We start from the raw sequence: 15837 nt of genomic DNA on the forward strand, positions 1-15837 counted from the left end.
AATCATAAGACGATAGCGCTGCGATTAAAATAATAGCTGTGGTAGTTGAAATTGTTTTTATAAATCAAAATAGTCTTATTTTAGCTCCGACCACAGCTATTAAAAACTATGCTTCTTCCTTTGTATCTTTTGCTAAAACCGCAAAAACGAGTAAACCAATCACTTGTAAAACACAAGCAAGATAAAAACCGATTTTCATAGAACCAACGGTGTCTGCTAAAAAGCCGGTAATATAAGGTGCTAAAATGGACCCAGACATTCCAATAAAGTTATACGCACTTAAAGTAGTCGACAAGGAACCTTTTGGTGCGTTTTTTGTCACGTAAGCTACAACGATTGGATCAAGAGCCAGTTTCCCAGTCAACCCGTATAAAATTAACACCGCAATTAGTAGTGTACGATTGGTTACAAACGCAATTGAAAAGACTGATAGAATGGCTAATGGCACTAGTAAATACACTAATTTTTTGGTACTGCCAGATTTATCGGCAATACGTGCAAAAATCAACGCTCCAGGAATTGACGCCCACGGTACTAATGAAGAAATAAAACCTACGCTCGTGCCAGCAAAACCGCGTTCAGCAATTAGAAAAGATGGCAACCAAGTAATAATAACAAAATTGGCATAAATGCTAGTGAAACATAAAATGAATGCAGCCAGTAAGTTTTTGTTGGAAATAATTGATTTAAAAGAAACTTTATTTTCAGTAGGATTTGCTGCCACTTTTTTCGCTTCATCTTCTGGACGAATAACCTTTTCTTTTAATAATGTGTAAAATAAAATGGCAACAATAATCGTCGGTACCGCCATAATGAAGAAAGGTTTACTCCAATGTTCCCCATTTTCCAACACCAATTTACTGGAAAGTAAGTAGCCACCTGAAGTCCCAAAGGCCATCCCACTGTTAATAATAGCCGTCCCTAATGTTAGTTTACTTTTAGGAATAGATTCTGTTGATAGAGCATATTGTGGACCATAATACGCACCTTGACCAATACCAGCCATTGCCCGAATAATTAAAAACATGACAAATGTTGTTGCTAGCCCACTAAAATACGTCATGACACCCATAATTAGAAAACCAATCGTAATCACTAATTTACGACCAATTTTATCGCCAATAACCCCAAATGGTACTTGTGCAATTGCATAGGTCAAAAAGAAAATAGAATTGGCTAACCCTAATTGGGTATTACTTAAACCAAAATTTTCACCAATAATTCCCATAATTGGATTGAAAATCGTTCGGGTGGCATACATTAAAATCCAGCCAACAAAAAACAAGGCGACAACTTTAATCCAATAATTATTGCTCACTTTTACTGCTTGTTTGGAAGATTCCATAGTCTTGCTCCTTTTTTCAAAAATTTAAGTATTTAAAACTGCAGTTATCCCAAGATAAATGCCATAACACATATCTTTTCCCGATGTGTGTCCAATTGCCATAATATTTTGAATATCTTGAGCTAAATTTTCTTTGCGCTGTTTTTTTAAGTCTTGGTACAATTGATAAATCAACGAGTTAACATAACCTGTCTCACAACTTTTTATATAAGCCCAACTAATATCTGTCGTGCGTCCTTTTTGTTTAGCCAATTTAGCTACTAGATCTGTGGCGTAAGGTTTTCCTAAAATACGGGCAATAAAAGCATAAGCAACTAAAATATCATCTCCACTTGGGGTTAACCCTTGCCCACGACCAATTAGAAATTTAGTTACCGCCTCCCAATTTGCTTGTTCTGGCTGCAACAATTGATTTTTAACAGCTATAAAATTTACGTCTTTTTGGATACCAATTTTTTCTTCTAAATCGGCTGCTACTAAGAGCTGCTGCAAAAATTGCAGCGGCTCTTTTTCCAGATGTGTAGCAGACACTTTTAAAGAAACACTTGTGTAATCTATCAGAGGTAAGGTTTTAACTTGCATTTGATTATAAAAAACAATGCGGTCATTTTTTATTTTAACGGGATCTCCTTGTTTGACATAAGGTTTTAATGCTGCAAACATTTCTGTTGGAACAAATAAACCAAAGCAAGAGAGATATTCATGATAATTGGCCACATTAATTAAGGCTTCACCAACTTTGAGATTAAAAGAATGCTCAAAAACGCTGTGCACCGATCCAATTACGCCAAATTTTTCCAAAGGCAAGAGGTAATCACTAATAACAATTTTAGTCAACATGAATATCCCACACTTTAGCATAAGCTTCTAATGCTTTTTCAAAACAGCCTAAAGGTGCTCTAACTGTGCCGGCACCGACTTGTCCAACACCGGCTTTTTTATGCGCAATACCGGTATTAATAATTGGTGTAATTCCCGTTTCAACAACTTTGCGAATATCAATTCCCAAACAAGTACCTTTAAAATCCCAAGTTGGAATTGTCCAAGTCGGATTATGCGTTTGACAAATTTGCTCCATTTCATTGGAAATATCCAAAGCATCTTGAAAACCACCAGCGCCAACAAATCGTGTCACTCCTGGTGCGGCCACCATTGCCATCGCTCCAACCCCAACCGTTTCAGTAATAGCACTATCGCCGATATCGGGGTTACCATCTTCTTCTGTAAAACCGGTGAAGTATAATCCTTTTGGTGTATTAACAGGTGCTGTGTACCAATCATCACCGGTTTGAGCAATGCGAACACCAAAATCAACACCATTACGTGTCATGGTCGTGACAATTGTCCCTTTAGTATCTTTACGCGCAGTATCTACAATTGCTTTACCTGTCGCCATCATAATATTTAAGAAAAATTGATCCGTATCAGCTAAGAATTTAATGACGTCGTATTTTTCTTTTTCGTCCATTTGTAGTTTAACGATTAGTGGCGCTACCTCTTTTAGAAAATTAGCAGAAGCCGCAATATTTCGTTGGTGGAATTCATCTCCCATCGTAATGGAACGTGCAATTAAAACGTTTAGATTAATGCCTTCTTGAGTTTGTTTTAAGGCTTTAGCAATTGTTGGGCCCAAAATGTCTTTCATCCAATGCAGGCGATCGACCACTTCTTGTGAGTAAGCACCAAACCGCAATACTTTGCCGATACCTTCATTCATCGTACAGTATGCATTTGTACCATCTAAACGATTTTCAATAACAACCACCGGCATATTGCCAGAAGTAATCCCTCCCATTGGCCCGACTGCGTGAACATGATGGCATGGAATAAAACGAACTTCGCCATTTTCCAACATTTGTTTTGCCTGTGTTTCATCTTTGGCCCAGCCTTCAAATAAAGCCGCACCAATACATGATCCTTTCATCGGTCCAGTCATTTGCCCATAAGTAATCGGTGGACCGGCATGTAACAAGGTTTTTTGTGCTTCATTTAATTCTTGAATAACTTCTTTGGCTGGTCGTACATCAACTAAAAATGGTTGTGAATTCTTAATTTTTTCAATTACTTTGTCATTTTCAGCCTGTATTTCTGCTGCATGGTCTTCTAATGCACTTAAAATTTTAATCATTTTTTTATTACCACTTGCACGGGGACGCCAATTAAATTGAACCGATTTCCCCCCGTAATCTGTAATCGAATCGTTGAAGCTTTGCAGTCCCACATTAATAATTCGTGGCTTCGTGCTTAACAACTCCATGACGGCTTGACTTGCCTGGGGAATCGCAACTTTTTCACCTGAATAAGCTACGACTTCTTTATCTGCTTCAGAAATTGTGATGCCCTTTAATAATAATGCCAATTGCACAGCTTTCGCGTTACTTTCGGCGACATAAATGCCCGCTTCTTCTAAGCGTTTCACTGTTTCATCATAGTTTTGTGGATCTTTTCTCGTACCCACAACCGTTGCAACAAAATAAAGCGTACGTCCTTCATTTTGCGCTTTTGCTAATTCTTCTTTTATTGCTGGCAACAACGCGCCCGCCATATCTTCGTGTGCACCATAACCCAAAACAACATCAAATAAAATAATGCCAGTTTCTTTTTGCGCACCATATTCATGGATTTTTTGAATTCGCACTTCAGGATCAATCATCGGATGTGGCTTTCCTTGGGTATATATATCATCACCTAAGTCAATCACATCATAACCATTGGATTTTAAAATATAGCCTGCTTGCTTTATTAGCCCCTCCAAACCTAATGCTTCTGAAATCATCATGCCCGCTTCTGCTGCCAATGTCCCGCCAGAGTATAAACCTTTCACCACTTTATCAGTAGACAAGACAGGTACAGCTGGTTTTGCCATCGCTTCAAAATAATTTTTTTGGATTGGTTTTTCATTAGCTAAATCAATCGCAATTTTTGCGGTCTCTTCTAATGTATGTGCTAAATAAACTTTGCCTTCATGAGCGGTTGGTTTTTCTCCTAGAAAAATCGCGACAACTGGTTTTGAGACACTTTGTAACAATTGCACCACTTCATTGCGCACTTCTTTTGCAGGTGGCTTAGAGATTACGCAAATCACATCAGTCGGTTCGTGATTTTCTAAAGCCACAATGGCATCTTTTACCGTAGTTGCACCAACCTTATCACTTAAATCGCGACCGCCCGTTCCAATAGCGTGAACGACGCCATTTCCTAGCCGATCAATAATAGTTGTCACTTCTTGGATACCCGTACCAGAAGCACCCACAACACCGATATTCCCCGGCGAAACAACATTCGTAAATGCAATCGGGATACTAGATATAATCCCTGTACCACAATCTGGCCCCATCATAAGTAAGCCTTTTTCGTGGGCCAAATTTTTCAAACGCACCTCGTCTTCCAAAGAAACATTATCAGTAAATGAAAAGACATGCAGACCTTCTTTTAACGCTTTTTCCATCTCAGGCGCGCCATATTCACCAGGAATACTAAACAACGCCATATTAGCATCTGGCAATTGTGTTAATGCCTCTTCCCAAGAAGTGGCCGTTTTATTTTCAGTCGTTTCACTTTTGGTGGATAAGTCATCTAAAAAAGCGTGAACAGCCGGCAGCACTTCTGCCATAATTTCTCCGTCTTCACTATCGACGACTATCATTAAGTCATTTGGTGAAGCACTTTGAGCTTGTGACGTTAACAGATTCGTATTTTGTAAAATATCTTTATTTGCATCTGTCCCCATCATAATTTGGCTCATGCTGACATTTGGTAAATCATTAATTTTATTTGTTAATAGCATGAGATTGATTGAGTCTTGATAATTATTTTTCAAAATCACCGTTTGTAACATACTATTCCTCCTTGTTTTCAAAAAAATCTCCTGAGAAATTTCACTTATTAAAACCAGTCAATTTAAATCAGCTGACGTCAAAACTGATGTTTATTTATTCCTGATTTTCTTTACACTCTTATTGTATTTTTTATTGATTGCGTTTACACTTGATAATATTCCAAAAATTTTACATATTTTTTATCCAAAAGCGTAAAAAAGGAGAATAAAATGAGAATATATGAATTATTGCGGTTAGAAATATTTCAAAACAGTCAGTTGTTAACCGGAGAAATCGGTTTAGAAAATGAAATTGAATCGGTGATGATTTTAGAAGCGTTGGATATTGAGAAGTGGAGTCGAAAAAATCAGCTGATCTTAACTTCCCTTTATGCCTTTGAAAACATGGAACTAGCTGAAATTGAAGACTTTTTTCAAAAAATGCGGGGAATTGGCGTCAGCGGTATGGTGGTCAAAGTCGAACGTTTAATTAACCGCGTACCGGAATGGCTTTTATCGTTTTGTGGAAAATATCAACTCCCCTTAATTAAAGTAAAAAAAGATGTTACCTATGAACAAATTGTTTTGGCAATTTATCAGCCCATTTTGAATCATCAATCGCATGTTTTAAAAACATATTATGAAGTCCGACAACGTTTTAACCGATTGACCCGGAACTTTTCTTCTTATGAACAAATCATGACGGAGTTTTATCATATGATTCAAAAAGATTGTCTTTTACTCTTGCCAGAACAAAAATTGACGTTGCGCTTTGGGACACTTCCTCACGAGTTAGTGGTTACCAAACGCGTCAAAATGCCAATTGGAGAATTTAGTAAAAACCACTATGAATTGTTAACTTTATTTTCCCATAGTGAGAGTAAAGAATATTTTGCTCTTGAAACCAATATCGCCAACAATTTTAGTAGCGAATGTACTCTTTTAGTTCACGAAGGTGAAGTTGGTCTAAAGGAAACCGATTTGATGATCATCGAAAACTTAATTGATGTTATTCAAGAAAAACTGCAAATGGATTTTCTGATTAAAAAAGACCGTTACACCCGCTTAAATAACTTAGCGGATGCCATTTTACAAAATACCCCTAACAATTTAGATGAAGTAAAAAGCCTGCTAAAAGAAGCTAAAATGGACTACTATCCTTACTATCAAGGCGTGGCCTTTGCCACAAAAGATTTACCAACAGAAGAAAAACGAATGCTACGAAATAAATTACGCAGTTTACGTACCCATACTTTATTTTTTGAACATCACAACTATTCGCTAGTTTTATATAATTTAAAAGATGAACAGCGCCGTCTATCAAAAGAAGAAATTCGCCGACAACTAGTTGATTCCTTACGTCAAAATTGTCATTTGGTAATTGCTACAAGTCCTATTAAACCAGTGGCAACAATCAAAGAAATTCTAATTGACTGCTTGGATATACTACGTTTTAATCAAGAATATCTCATTGCAAACGTCGTAGATATTCAAGATCTGGGAATTTTTCGCTATTTTATTTCAGAAGAAAAACTCGCAGAAGTCGCTGATTTAATTTTCCCTGAACTCATTGACTTACAACTGCGACAACCAGAATTATTCAATACCCTGTTTACTTTTTTTAAAACCAATCGCAACTACAAACAAACCTCAGAAGTATTATTTTTACATGCAAAAACGATTCGTTACCGTATCGATCGCATTCAAGAACTTTTAGCTTTAGACTTGAACAATCCTTTGCAAACGATGAATATTGAAATCGCCACTTACTTATTACACTTAAAATTAAGGAGAAAAAAAATTGAAAAAACAAGTTACCTTAACTAGCGGCAGTAAAGCCACGATTTTTATGCCCTTAACCAAAATGGCCCCTCGCTATATCCTTTATTTTCACGGCGGTGGTCTAATTTTTGGCAGTAAAGCCGACTTGACCGAAAATTTGGCCCAAGTCTTTTTGCAACGGGGTTATACGATTATTAGCTTTGACTATTTACTAGCACCAAATAGTAGCCTAGCTGAAATCTTTGCCCAATTAAAACAAACTTGGCAAGAATTAGAAACAACAATTATTAAAGGGGCCCCTTTTAGTTTTTGCGGCCGTTCTGCGGGGAGCTATTTAATGCTGCTATTAACAACTTTTTTGCAAAAAGAAAACCGCACTTTGCCCCAGCAGTTAATAAATTTTTATGGCTATTATGATTTAACTTTTATTGACACACCGCGTAGTCTAAGTAGTGAGACCATTACTGCAGCTATGATCGAAGATATTGACCAAACGACACCCGTTTATGATGATCCTTTTATGAAACGCTATTTACTTTATTTATATGGTGTTTCTCACAACTTGTTAGCGCAGTACTATGGCATTACAAAAGAAAATCAAAAACTGTTTACCTTAACGGAAGCTGATTTAACCAAGCTGCCACCGATTTTCAGCACGGCTAGTGCAAACGACAATGAAGTGCCCTTTAGATACAGTAAGACCCTCGCAAAAAAAAGCGCTGACAGTAAATTTGTTCCTGTTTATTACCTGCCCCACGACTTTTTAAAAGAAGACAATGAAGCTGTCACTGACGTTTTCCATCAGTTAACAGCTTGGCTCAACTAGCTTTAAAATGGCTCTTAATTCAGTAATCACAGTATCTTTGGTATACTGAATTTAGCACTTATTGCAACAGTTACTGTTGACACTTTTGTTGGAGGTCTGTTTATGAATATTAAAAAAATCCAACTGGGTTTACTGACTTTTGGACTTTTTGTCTTAGCATTTAACTTTTTTGAGCTGGTGACAAAAGCCCGAACAGATTCCCCAGTAGTCTTTGTAGAATGTCTTGCCGGGATTATTCTGATTTATTTACCGCAATTATGCCGTAAGTTTCTCCGCATTGAAATTCCAGCCATGATCGTTATCTTTTACTGGTTCTTTTTATTAATTTCAGTATTTTTAGGAACTTGTCTACACTTAATTGCCTATATCAGTTGGTGGGACAAATTACTCCACAGTATCAGCCCGATGGTTTTAACTGCCCTTGGCTATGGCATTGCTGCTATTGCGCTAAACAAGGCGCAAAGTAAAGATGTTTCCCCTTGGTTGTTTTTACTTTTTGGTTTTGCTTTTGCTGGTGTCTGCGGTGTTTTCTGGGAATTTTGGGAATTTCTTTGTGACACCATTGGCGATATGAATTTACAACGTTACCGGGCTAGTGGTGTTGATCTTGTTGGCCGAGCGGCTTTAATGGATACCATGGGCGATTTATTAACCAATACCATTGGTGCGCTTATCATGGGTATCTTTGCTTTTACCCAATGTAGGGGCGATGCGAGCTACTTCGATAATTACCGCATCACCGTCTTGCCAAGAAAAAAATAATTTTTTACTGTAAATAAAAATACTCAAAAGAATGAATCTCACCTTAATCACCGTGAGAAATCAAACTTTTGAGTATTTTTTTATTTCTGCTGGACTACAACTACATGAGCCCTTTTTTAATTACTTTCCGCTACACTCCAGATGAAAGTTTATAAAATTGAAAGTCTAGTTTTGTCTTTATGACGTAAAAATTAAGACAACCAAAGAGATCAAAACAAGTAAATTTCACCTTATTCTTTAAATAAAACTTTTACTTAAGCAGTCAGTGCAGCTTCCATCGTGGCAATTTTTGCTAAGGCCACCAGCCCGCAATCTAAAACTTCGACCGTTACAGTTCGCTCTAAAATACTAATAACTTTGACTGTTTTTCGTTCCTCATAACCAATCACATCTGCTTCATAAATCGCATTGATACATACTTCTTCTTTTTTCATGGGAACCACCTCAAACTCTCTTTTGGAAGGTTATACCATGTAAAATAACGCTTGTAAATAAAATTCACTGATTATTCAAATAATTTTTACATTACGGTAACAATCGCAAGTTTAATACTTCCCGATTTTTAAATAAAACAAGCTATTAAAATAAGCATGTAGGACAATTTTTCAAAATTTTAATCGGCGATAAAAAAACCCGCAATTTTTTAGGGACAAAAATCAGGCCCTCTTTTCTTTTTTGTTGTCGTCATTGTAGTTTTGCTAAAACAGAAGCCACACCATCTTCGTCATTTGTTTTGGTTACTTTGTCTGCGGCTTTTTTTACTGCAAGGGGCGCATTTGCCATCGCAATGCCAATACCAGCTGCTTTTAGCATAGGTAGATCATTGTAATTGTCTCCAAAGGCCATAATTTCTCTGCAAGTTATTTGATAATAAGCTGCAATCTTTCGTAGTGCTTCAGCTTTTGAAACCGCGCGATGCGTTATTTCTAAATAATTTTCTTTTGATAAATAAAGTGCACTAGTGGTTACTTGAGGTGTTAAAAATTCATAGGCTGCACTAATCTCAGCTTCACTTGCGATTAAAAGCAATTTATGGACCGGCACAGTTGCCACTAAAGAAGCTAAATCTGCAACTTTTGGTGTTAATTGCGTAATTTTGCTTTCACCTTTGATGTGCTCATCGACTTTATTGACGTACCAGTTGTTTTCACTATAAAGATTAATTCCGATGTTAGGAAAATGAGCCGCTAATAACGTGAGGATCCGCATAACCTCATATTTTTCAAGGGGCTTGGTAAAAATAGTCGTAGCCTCTTTTAAAATCAAAGCTCCGTTAAAAGCCACAAGTGGCACACTTTCCAGTGCTAACTCACGACTAATTTGTTTCATTCCTTCTGGTGAACGAGCTGAAGCTAAAACAAAAGGAATGCCTTTGGCTGTTAATTTCTTGACCTCATTTTTTAAATTATTACTAATTTGGTGGTGAAAATTCAAAATTGTGCCATCTACATCACTCATTACGACTTTAATTGCTACCATTGATTACCCTCTCCTTTAAAACAACTTGCCAATTTTATTATAACGAACTTACACCAAAAGTCTGCTGACAACTTCACTTTGTAAAGCATCTGTCCTAAAAAGAGGGCTTGTAGGAATTCATGGCTGCTTAAAACATTTTTATTGTATTTTTTTTGCCCACTTCTACATGATTGATAGCCTTTTTCATTTAAGTCCTGTCAATAGAATTTAACAACTAACTCATTTAAAATAAATAGTTGAATGATTAAAACTAAGGAGAATTTTATGTCATTATTACGTCTATCTGAGGTGGAATACACCGTTGAGAATCAAAAGATTATCGATCAAATCAGTTTCACTTTATCACAAGGAGAATTTTTAACTTTAACTGGGCCTTCCGGTGGTGGTAAAAGCACACTGCTCAAATTAATCGCGACGTTACTCACACCAACTGCTGGCACGATTTATTTTGAGGATAACAAGCAGTCTGATTATGAGATAGCTACTTATCGGCAACAAGTTTCCTACTGTTTTCAACAGCCAAGTCTTTTTGGAAAAACAGTTTACGATAACTTATCTTTTCCTGCCACTGTTCGTAATCAAGATTTCAATCATCAACGAGCCGAAGAATTGTTACAGCTTGTCGCCTTACCTCAGAACTACCTCGCCAAAAAAATCACTGAACTTTCCGGTGGTGAAAAACAACGGGTCGCCTTAATTCGTAATATTATGTTTTTACCTAAAGTTTTATTATTGGATGAGGTAACGGTCGGCTTAGATGAAAAGAGTAAAAGGATTGTCCACAATTTGATTGCAACACTTCAAAAAGAAAACATCGCCATCATCCAAGTGACCCACGATCCAGCAGAAATTCACAGCGCCAGCAAAATATTGTGGTTAGAAAAGGGGAAAATCACCAATGAATCAATTAGCCGTTAATAATCAGTCATTAGTTTTAGCCTTTATTTTGGTCTTAGTTGCAGTTGCCATTAGCTATAAGGAGCAATTGGGCTTAAGTCGCGATATTTTTTACAGTATATTACGGGCTGTTATTCAATTATTTATTGTCGGTTATCTTTTAAAATATTTATTTCAAGTCAATAATTTCTGGTTAACAACTTGCATGAGTTTTTTCATTGTTTTAAATGCTGCTTGGAATGCCCATAAACGTAACCCCAGCATTCATAAACATTTTCTTGATTCCCTTGTGGCAATTTTTATTAGCACTTATCTTACTATGGGCGTTTTAATTGCAACAGGGGCAATCAAATTCATTCCTTCGCAAATTATTCCAATTAGCGGTATGATAGCTAGTAATGCTATGATTGCGATTGGCTTATGTTATCGCAATTTGTACGCTAAGTTCCATGACCAAAGACAGCAGGTTTTAGAAAAACTTGCGCTTGGCGCTCCGGTAAAACTAGCCGCTTTACCGATTTTGCAAGAAAGTATTAAAACAGCGATGCAGCCGACTATTGACTCTGCCAAAACGGTGGGGTTAGTAAGCTTGCCGGGCATGATGTCGGGTCTGATTTTTGCCGGCGTTGATCCTGTACATGCGATCAAATATCAAATCATGGTAACTTTTATGTTACTTTCAACTACAAGCCTTGGTGCAATTATCGCCGGTTACAAAGCGTATAAAAATTATTTCAACCATGATTTACAACTTCGCTAAAATTTTTAATTGATTATGAGGAGGAATTTAGATGAAAATTGCGTTTTTTGGTGCGGGTCAAATTGGGAGTGCGCTAATTAAAGGGATGCTTCATGATGACAAGGTAGCCGCTTTAGATATTTACGTTAAAGCAGGTCACAGCCAAACCGCAGAAAATTTACAAAAGGAATTGGGTTTCAAGCTGTTAACTGATTTATCTGATTTAACTGCCATGGATTTACTGATCATTGCGACCAATAATAGCAGTGTCCTACCCATTTTAAAATCGTTGCCCCAAACTGTATTAGCCAAGAATATTCCAATTGTTTCCGTAGCTGGTGGCGTAACTTTAAGTGACATGAAAGCAGTGCTTGGAACAGATTATCCTTTTGCTCACTGCATTCCGAACACCCCTGTTCAAGTTGGCGCAGGTGTTTTGGGAATAAGTTTTACAAAAAATATCAAACCAGAAGCGAAGGAATTTATTCTAAAAAGTTTAGCCCCACTCGGTTCTGTCTATGAGGTACCAGAAACTGACTTAGAAATTGTGGGTTCTATTGCTGGCTGCACGCCAGCTTTTGTTGCGATGTTCATTGAAAGTTTAGGCGATGCTGGGGTGCTTCATGGCTTAAAACGCGAGTTAGCTTATGAATTAGTGGAACAAATGTTGCAAGGAACAGCGAAGTTAGCCATAGAAAGTAAAATTCACCCTGCAGCACTAAAAGATGGTGTTACGTCACCAGGTGGTTCCACAATTCGCGGGGTAGCTGCTTTAGAAGCAAACAACTTTCGTCATGCTTTAATTGCCGCAATTGATGCAACAATGTCAGAATAGTGTCAGAAATCAGTAAGAATTTGCTCATTTGAGTGACACCAATTGACTTTTTGCCCCCTTGTGCTAAAATTTCAATCAAGCAAATCAATTATTCGCTGCTACCGGGCAGCTTAAAGAGGAAACCATTCCGTTAGGTCTTTGTAGGAATGGTGCCCTCTTTTTTTTATTTTGTCTTGCTGATCAGAGGACCTTTATATTGAGGCAACATTTTTGAAACTGACACTATTTTTCAAAAATTCATTGTCCCTAGTTTAAGGTATCCTTTTACAAAAAGTAGGACACCATTTGCTAAAAATATTTAGGAGGCGCATTAAAATGGCGTGGATTTATTTAGGGTTAGCAGGTATTTTAGAAGTCTTTTGGTCAACGATGATGAAAGCGAGTGAAGGTTTTGCCAAGCTGGACTATTCGATTTATACAATTTTAGGGATGATCGCCAGTTTTTTATTTTTATCAAAAGCTATTAAAGTGTTGCCAATGAGTCTTTCTTATCCAGTTTGGACAGGAATTGGTGCTGTTGGCTCTATCATCGTCGGTGTGGTTTTTTTCCATGATAAATTAGCACCTTTAACTTGGTTATTCGTAGCGTTATTGCTGGTGGGAATTATTGGGATCAAAGTCACTAGTGGGCATTAAAAAAGCTTTGCATCCTCATGGTGTTACCTACTACGAGACCAAAATTTCAATTGAAACACGGAGTAAATAAATTTTATTATGAAAATAAAAATGGACCCATAAACTGACACCACTAGCCCAATAGCCAATGCTATTTTACTGTGTCAATTATGCGGTCCAAATTTTTTACTATTTTCTTTCGACAAAGCCCGTAAAAATACCAATCAATAAGATAATTAAAACTATTATGGTAATGGTGACATATAAATAGTCCTTTTCTTTCAAAAAAGCATAGATTGAAACCACTACCCGGAGGACTGGTGTTAAGATTAGACAAAAAATTCCAGCCATAATATAGGCCCCGGGTTTTAAGGCCCATAATCCAGTCAAAATTAGGATCAACGTATTGGGTGTTTCGTTTAATTTATAGCCAGTCCCACCTTTTGCTAAAAGTAAAACTAAACCAAAAAAGATGATCGCAGCCGAAACAATTACCCCAATGCGTAAAATTTTCCCAATTGCAAACTCGACTGCTTGAATTTCTTTTTGCTCTTTACTTGTCCTCATCCAATATTCACCCCAAATCCGCGTAAGACCATTTGTAGTCCCATTAAAACCAAGACGGGAATAAAGATGAAACGAATCCATTTTGGTTGCAAGTGCTGCATAATGCGAGAACCTAGCAGTGCTCCAGCTAGAACCCCTAATGAAAGTGGTGCTGCAACCTCTGGAATAATCGTGCCGTTGAAAAAATAGACCATTGCCGATGCCGCCGCAGTTACTCCCATCATCAAATTACTCGTAGCACTGGAAGGTTTTAAAGGCATCTTCATAATCGTATCCATCGCGGTTACTTTAAAAACGCCACTACCAATACCAAGTAAACCAGAAGCCAAACCAGCTGCTAACATCATGGCAAACCCCGCTGGTACTTTTTCAACTTGATAGTCGACTTTCTGCTGGGTCGTTTTTTCAAAGTAAGAGCCATTGAGTTTCAATTTTTCAGCCAATGGATCAGAAGTTACCGCAATCTTTTCTGTCTTTTTATTTACTAATTTTTGAATCATATTTACTGCTGAAAATAATAAAAAACCACCAAACAAAACAAAAAGAAATTGGGGTGCCACTATACTTGCTAAAATTGCCCCGACAATCGCTCCAATCGTTGTTGCAATTTCCAAAAACATTGCAATTCGCAAATTGAGCATATCGTCTTTCAAATAGGCAATCGTCGCCCCAGAACTTGTCGCAATCACACTAATAATGCTAGCTGCAATAGCATATTTGATATCCAGACCAATGACTAACGTCAAAAATGGCGTCAAAATAATGCCCCCACCAATGCCCAAGACAGCGCCTAAAATACCACCTAATGCACCGCCGAATAATAATAAAATTGTTTGTAAAATCATTGTCTCACCTCCATTTTATTGTAGCTCAAAGAAAATGCAAAAGCGACGCAAAACAATCTGCAACAATAAGAAAATCCTTCAACCTTGCTACATAAGACCAAAATTTATTAAAAGGGCTTTTCATTTTCGTAGCTGCTTGCTTATTTCTTAGCAGAGAGTTTGAAAAGTTCAGGTAACGCAAAAGCAGTCAAATTACCGTTTTTCCTTGTAAAAAAATATACTTGTAACAGCTAAAAAACGCTTGTAGTGCTAATAGAATTCATTAGTACTACAAGCGCTATCTATTGATATAGAAATGCTAAAATCTTTAAATTTTTTGCGTGACTTTTTCAACTGTAATTTCTAATACTCGGGATAAAAATGGCAAGTCGGCTTTCATTTGATCATAAATGGGACCTTCTGTAATAAAACTTGCACGACCAAGAATATGAAAACCCGCGCCAGCCCCGACTGTTCCTTCAACTTCCTTACTACCTAGTGTGACAAGCACTTGATTATTCTTTTTTACATCTGCTTCAGTTGAATGCATACCTGCGGCTGGAATATATAATTTATCATCAATTACATGGATATAACTGTTCCACGTGTTCACTGCATGAAAGCCTGGTGCTTGTTGGCTGGAGGTAATAATAGTAACGGCACCTTCATGATTTAAAACTTCAAGTAATTTTTCATTTAACACTTTAAGGACTTCCCTTCATCTAAAAACTACTTTTAAAATCTAACACCAATTAAGAAAAAACCGAAATAATTCGTCTTTTATTTCGTCATTTATTTCCGTTGCGAATTTTCCTATTGAAGATTTATTTTCATAGGGTAACTGCACTTGCAATTGGTTGAGATTTGGAACAATTTTTTATAACTAAAAACTTTGGCCACTTTTTTTGACCTTCACTTTAAATTGGACGTTTTTTCATTGGGATAATTTTCAAACTGTCTTTTGTGCAGCTTGACTGTTTGCGTTTCAATGGCCGCTGCTGCATCTTTTTCACCAAATATCCAAAATAACGGTAATAACACGAAAAATATCGTTAAAATACATAAAATCTTTGAACTTTTTCTCATCTTTATTCCTCCTAATTTTTACAGCCACGAATTAAATCGCCTTCGTTTGTTTTTGCTAATGCATTTTACAGGTTCAGACTCATCCAGTTGGAATCAGCGTTACTAACACTTGAACTGGCCTATCGATGGAATGGGGAGCTGCTAGTATTTCAGCAGTTTCTTGGTAGTTTTGTATTTGCGGCTCTTTTTTCTGGTAAGCCATTTAGGATCTTGAGGCACTTTACCAGAAACGAAAGGAAAAGCGCTGCTAGAAAAAATGATCG

At 37.1% G+C, this 15837-nt stretch carries 17 protein-coding genes; 7 read left to right on the forward strand and 10 right to left on the reverse strand.

Annotated features, from left to right (window positions below):
• Positions 1-106 precede the first annotated feature (106 nt).
• The 3 genes from AC6R0T_RS10370 to fdrA are packed head-to-tail and all read right to left on the reverse strand — an operon-like array spanning position 107 to position 5183.
• Positions 107-1345: an MFS transporter gene (locus AC6R0T_RS10370; RefSeq protein WP_282462161.1), complete on the reverse strand. Its 1239-nt coding sequence runs from the start codon at positions 1343-1345 to the stop codon at positions 107-109.
• Positions 1346-1369: 24 nt separating this feature from the next.
• The gene (locus AC6R0T_RS10375) at positions 1370-2185 is read right to left on the reverse strand and encodes an oxamate carbamoyltransferase subunit AllH family protein (RefSeq protein ID WP_282462160.1); all 816 of its coding nucleotides are present in this window, start codon (positions 2183-2185) and stop codon (positions 1370-1372) included.
• Positions 2175-5183, reverse strand: a complete 3009-nt coding sequence (gene fdrA / locus AC6R0T_RS10380; RefSeq protein ID WP_282462159.1) for a bifunctional FdrA/YlbE family protein — start codon at positions 5181-5183, stop codon at positions 2175-2177. The genes AC6R0T_RS10375 and fdrA overlap by 11 nt, the downstream gene beginning before the upstream one ends.
• Before the next feature lie 210 nt (positions 5184-5393).
• Here fdrA and AC6R0T_RS10385 point away from each other — a divergent pair, with 210 nt between their 5' ends.
• The 3 genes from AC6R0T_RS10385 (at position 5394) to AC6R0T_RS10395 (ending at position 8532) form a co-directional block, all read left to right on the forward strand.
• On the forward strand, positions 5394-6989 hold the full coding sequence (locus AC6R0T_RS10385) for a PucR family transcriptional regulator (protein WP_303754547.1): 1596 nt from the start codon (positions 5394-5396) through the stop codon (positions 6987-6989).
• On the forward strand, positions 6964-7770 hold the full coding sequence (locus tag AC6R0T_RS10390) for an alpha/beta hydrolase (protein ID WP_303754546.1): 807 nt from the start codon (positions 6964-6966) through the stop codon (positions 7768-7770). The genes AC6R0T_RS10385 and AC6R0T_RS10390 overlap by 26 nt, the downstream gene beginning before the upstream one ends.
• A 102-nt stretch (positions 7771-7872) precedes the next feature.
• A complete protein-coding gene (locus AC6R0T_RS10395) occupies positions 7873-8532 on the forward strand; it encodes a DUF2238 domain-containing protein (protein ID WP_206904451.1) in 660 nt (219 codons plus the stop codon).
• Positions 8533-8786: 254 nt separating this feature from the next.
• Here AC6R0T_RS10395 and AC6R0T_RS10400 read toward each other — a convergent pair whose 3' ends face one another.
• Both AC6R0T_RS10400 and AC6R0T_RS10405 read right to left on the reverse strand, forming a co-directional pair.
• Positions 8787-8966 carry a hypothetical protein gene (locus tag AC6R0T_RS10400; RefSeq protein ID WP_206904449.1) on the reverse strand — a complete coding sequence of 60 codons (180 nt, stop codon included), beginning with the start codon at positions 8964-8966 and terminating at the stop codon, positions 8787-8789.
• Between the two features lie 250 nt (positions 8967-9216).
• Positions 9217-10011, reverse strand: a complete 795-nt coding sequence (locus tag AC6R0T_RS10405) for an HAD family hydrolase (protein WP_303754545.1) — start codon at positions 10009-10011, stop codon at positions 9217-9219.
• A gap of 264 nt (positions 10012-10275) precedes the next feature.
• On the opposite strand from AC6R0T_RS10405, the gene AC6R0T_RS10410 reads away from it, so the two are divergent.
• From AC6R0T_RS10410 to AC6R0T_RS10425, 4 genes are all read left to right on the forward strand, one after another.
• Positions 10276-10929: an ABC transporter ATP-binding protein gene (locus AC6R0T_RS10410; protein ID WP_303754544.1), complete on the forward strand. Its 654-nt coding sequence runs from the start codon at positions 10276-10278 to the stop codon at positions 10927-10929.
• The gene (locus AC6R0T_RS10415) at positions 10910-11668 is read left to right on the forward strand and encodes an ABC transporter permease (RefSeq protein WP_230709457.1); all 759 of its coding nucleotides are present in this window, start codon (positions 10910-10912) and stop codon (positions 11666-11668) included. The genes AC6R0T_RS10410 and AC6R0T_RS10415 overlap by 20 nt, the downstream gene beginning before the upstream one ends.
• Positions 11669-11699: 31 nt before the next feature.
• The gene (proC, locus tag AC6R0T_RS10420; RefSeq protein ID WP_303754543.1) at positions 11700-12482 is read left to right on the forward strand and encodes a pyrroline-5-carboxylate reductase; all 783 of its coding nucleotides are present in this window, start codon (positions 11700-11702) and stop codon (positions 12480-12482) included.
• Between the two features lie 315 nt (positions 12483-12797).
• Positions 12798-13118: a DMT family transporter gene (locus tag AC6R0T_RS10425; protein WP_206904422.1), complete on the forward strand. Its 321-nt coding sequence runs from the start codon at positions 12798-12800 to the stop codon at positions 13116-13118.
• Positions 13119-13286: 168 nt separating this feature from the next.
• Here AC6R0T_RS10425 and AC6R0T_RS10430 read toward each other — a convergent pair whose 3' ends face one another.
• From AC6R0T_RS10430 to AC6R0T_RS10450, 5 genes are all read right to left on the reverse strand, one after another.
• Positions 13287-13664 (reverse strand): DUF1634 domain-containing protein, encoded by a 378-nt coding sequence (locus AC6R0T_RS10430; RefSeq protein WP_303754542.1) that lies wholly within the window; start codon positions 13662-13664, stop codon positions 13287-13289.
• Positions 13661-14509 (reverse strand): sulfite exporter TauE/SafE family protein, encoded by an 849-nt coding sequence (locus tag AC6R0T_RS10435; protein ID WP_206904416.1) that lies wholly within the window; start codon positions 14507-14509, stop codon positions 13661-13663. Before AC6R0T_RS10435 ends, AC6R0T_RS10430 begins: the two co-directional genes overlap by 4 nt.
• A 307-nt stretch (positions 14510-14816) precedes the next feature.
• On the reverse strand, positions 14817-15191 hold the full coding sequence (locus tag AC6R0T_RS10440) for a pyridoxamine 5'-phosphate oxidase family protein (RefSeq protein ID WP_206904414.1): 375 nt from the start codon (positions 15189-15191) through the stop codon (positions 14817-14819).
• A gap of 209 nt (positions 15192-15400) precedes the next feature.
• Positions 15401-15574, reverse strand: coding sequence for a hypothetical protein (locus tag AC6R0T_RS10445; protein WP_303754541.1), 174 nt, complete (start codon positions 15572-15574; stop codon positions 15401-15403).
• Positions 15575-15653: 79 nt separating this feature from the next.
• A complete protein-coding gene (locus AC6R0T_RS10450; protein WP_526159345.1) occupies positions 15654-15776 on the reverse strand; it encodes a hypothetical protein in 123 nt (40 codons plus the stop codon).
• Positions 15777-15837 lie beyond the last annotated feature (61 nt).

It is taken from the genome of Enterococcus sp. S86.2, assembly GCF_059834485.2.

Coding starts and splice junctions, on each gene's coding strand:
- AC6R0T_RS10370 (WP_282462161.1), bottom strand. CDS start 1,345: ATGGAATCTTCCAAACAAGCAGTAAAAGTGAGCAATAATTATTGGATT.
- AC6R0T_RS10375 (WP_282462160.1), bottom strand. CDS start 2,185: ATGTTGACTAAAATTGTTATTAGTGATTACCTCTTGCCTTTGGAAAAA.
- fdrA (WP_282462159.1), bottom strand. CDS start 5,183: ATGTTACAAACGGTGATTTTGAAAAATAATTATCAAGACTCAATCAAT.
- AC6R0T_RS10385 (WP_303754547.1), top strand. CDS start 5,394: ATGAGAATATATGAATTATTGCGGTTAGAAATATTTCAAAACAGTCAG.
- AC6R0T_RS10395 (WP_206904451.1), top strand. CDS start 7,873: ATGAATATTAAAAAAATCCAACTGGGTTTACTGACTTTTGGACTTTTT.
- AC6R0T_RS10400 (WP_206904449.1), bottom strand. CDS start 8,966: ATGAAAAAAGAAGAAGTATGTATCAATGCGATTTATGAAGCAGATGTG.
- AC6R0T_RS10405 (WP_303754545.1), bottom strand. CDS start 10,011: ATGGTAGCAATTAAAGTCGTAATGAGTGATGTAGATGGCACAATTTTG.
- AC6R0T_RS10410 (WP_303754544.1), top strand. CDS start 10,276: ATGTCATTATTACGTCTATCTGAGGTGGAATACACCGTTGAGAATCAA.
- AC6R0T_RS10415 (WP_230709457.1), top strand. CDS start 10,910: ATGAATCAATTAGCCGTTAATAATCAGTCATTAGTTTTAGCCTTTATT.
- proC (WP_303754543.1), top strand. CDS start 11,700: ATGAAAATTGCGTTTTTTGGTGCGGGTCAAATTGGGAGTGCGCTAATT.
- AC6R0T_RS10425 (WP_206904422.1), top strand. CDS start 12,798: ATGGCGTGGATTTATTTAGGGTTAGCAGGTATTTTAGAAGTCTTTTGG.
- AC6R0T_RS10430 (WP_303754542.1), bottom strand. CDS start 13,664: ATGAGGACAAGTAAAGAGCAAAAAGAAATTCAAGCAGTCGAGTTTGCA.
- AC6R0T_RS10435 (WP_206904416.1), bottom strand. CDS start 14,509: ATGATTTTACAAACAATTTTATTATTATTCGGCGGTGCATTAGGTGGT.
- AC6R0T_RS10445 (WP_303754541.1), bottom strand. CDS start 15,574: ATGAGAAAAAGTTCAAAGATTTTATGTATTTTAACGATATTTTTCGTG.
- AC6R0T_RS10450 (WP_526159345.1), bottom strand. CDS start 15,776: ATGGCTTACCAGAAAAAAGAGCCGCAAATACAAAACTACCAAGAAACT.